Origin of the sequence: Thioalkalivibrio sp. ALE19 (assembly GCF_000428605.1) — a bacterium.
Lineage (GTDB): Bacteria > Pseudomonadota > Gammaproteobacteria > Ectothiorhodospirales > Ectothiorhodospiraceae > Thioalkalivibrio.
Genome location: NZ_AUAG01000065.1, coordinates 1 through 1,233 on the forward strand (window position 1 = coordinate 1; position 1,233 = coordinate 1,233).

Genomic DNA, 1,233 nt, shown 5'->3' on the forward strand with positions numbered 1-1,233 from the left:
AGGAGGCCAGCCCTCTGGCCGATCGGGCCAGCCCCGGCGCCGGATCGCGCAGAGGGCTGCGCTCCTGCGGGGCACACGGGGCAGCGGCGCCGGGGGAAAGCGCGCACAAAAAAGCCGCATCGACACCCAGCCAAGAAAAAGCGTCGATGCGGCGGGGGACTCCCTTCCCGCGGCGTGTCGGGACACCACCCCGACGTGCCGGTCCAACGGAGATGTCACGCAGATACAGCAGCATGTCAGCCGCGTGGCAGGCTCTTCCGCCCCGGTGCCCCGATGAAGGCGCCACGGCGGGTGAGCACGAGGGTTAGTTTCCACCCTGTCCACGCATGAGTAAAACAAGTTTTTGTCACGTAGTATGTGAGACAGGCTCATGAAGGAGGGCGGCATGCTGGAGATCCGGCATTTGCGGGCACTGCACGAGATCGTGCGCCTGGGCAGCGTGACGGCGGCGGCCGAGTCGCTGTGCGTCACCCAGTCGGCGCTGTCGCATCAGCTGCGGCAGCTGGAAGAGCGCATGGACGTGGTGCTGTTCGAACGGCGCAGCTCGCCGGTACGGCTGTCGCCGGCGGGCACGCGCCTGCTGCAGGCCGCCGAGCGCGTGCTGCCGGAGGTGGCCGCGACCGAGCGCGACATCGCCCGCATCCGCGACGGCCGTGGCGGGCGGCTGTACCTCGCGCTGGAATGCCACAGTTGCTTCCAGTGGCTGATGCCCTCGTTGGCGGCCTTCCGCGAACACTGGCCCGAGGTAGAGCTGGACCTGAGCCTGAGCCATGGTTTCGATGCCCTGAATGCCCTGCGCGAACGCGAGGTCGATGCGGCGGTATCGCCCGATCCGGTGGAAGACCCGGAGCTGATCGCGCTGGACCTGCTGGAGTACGAGAACCTGCTGATCGTGCCGCGCGGGCATCGTCTGGAGGGGGCCAGCTACGTGGAGCCCGCCGACCTCCAGGGCGAGACCCTGATCACCTACCCGGTGGAGGAGGAGCGCCTGGATATCTGCCGGCACTTCCTGCACCCGGCGGGCATCTCGTTGCCCCGACGCACCACCGAGGTGACGGCCATGCTGCTGCAGCTGGTCGCCAGCGGGCGCGGCGTGGCCTCGCTACCGGAATGGGCCCTGCCGGAACTGGAGGCACAGATGCAGGGCGCCGGCACCGGTTCGCGTGGCCCCGGGCGTTCCGCCATCGCGCGTCTGCGCATGGGCCCCGATGGCCTGTGGAGCACCCTGCGCCT

Annotated in this window: 1 protein-coding gene; it reads left to right on the forward strand. The window is 69.3% G+C overall.

Annotation, left to right across the window (positions count from 1 at the left end; genetic code table 11):
* Positions 1-385: 385 nt before the first annotated feature.
* A partial coding sequence (locus tag F787_RS15845; RefSeq protein ID WP_042806037.1) for a LysR substrate-binding domain-containing protein occupies positions 386-1,233 on the forward strand: 848 nt, incomplete at its 3' end.